This is a genomic window from Vibrio sp. S234-5, assembly GCF_000960595.1.
Classification (GTDB): domain Bacteria; phylum Pseudomonadota; class Gammaproteobacteria; order Enterobacterales; family Vibrionaceae; genus Vibrio.
On record NZ_JZAM01000320.1, the window covers coordinates 1 to 411 of the forward strand.

Below are 411 nucleotides of genomic sequence, written 5' to 3' on the forward strand. Positions count from 1 at the left end.
TGATGGTTTCCTCCCCCGTTGAGAAGGGGTCCTTAAACAAAAACCAAAGGCGCCAACCCCAGCCCGGGCATCTGTGGTGCATGCTCTTGGGATGAGAAATACAACGCAGGAGGTTTTTAATCAAATACAAAGTGGTAGATCAAAACGCCCGCCCTATCGACCCCTGTCACCCCTTCGCGGTAGACATCTTTCATCAAACGTTATCTCACAGTAAACTCACCCAACGGCTTGTAAATGCACACGCCATACTTCACTTGTAAACCGAGCATGCAGTAACCGCTCACCGTCACTTGCGACTCATCACCCGCACCAGAGGAATCCAGTTGAAGATCCTGCACGCCCAACGCGGCGCCCATCTCGCCCAACACCTTGCCGCCTTTGGCCAGGCCCAGCCCGATCAAAACCCCCGGC

The 411-nt window shown here is 54.3% G+C and carries 1 pseudogene; it reads right to left on the minus strand.

The window, feature by feature from the left end:
* Positions 1 to 116: 116 nt before the first annotated feature.
* Positions 117 to 411, minus strand: a pseudogene (locus tag UF06_RS18790) (translocation/assembly module TamB domain-containing protein); the annotation flags it as partial.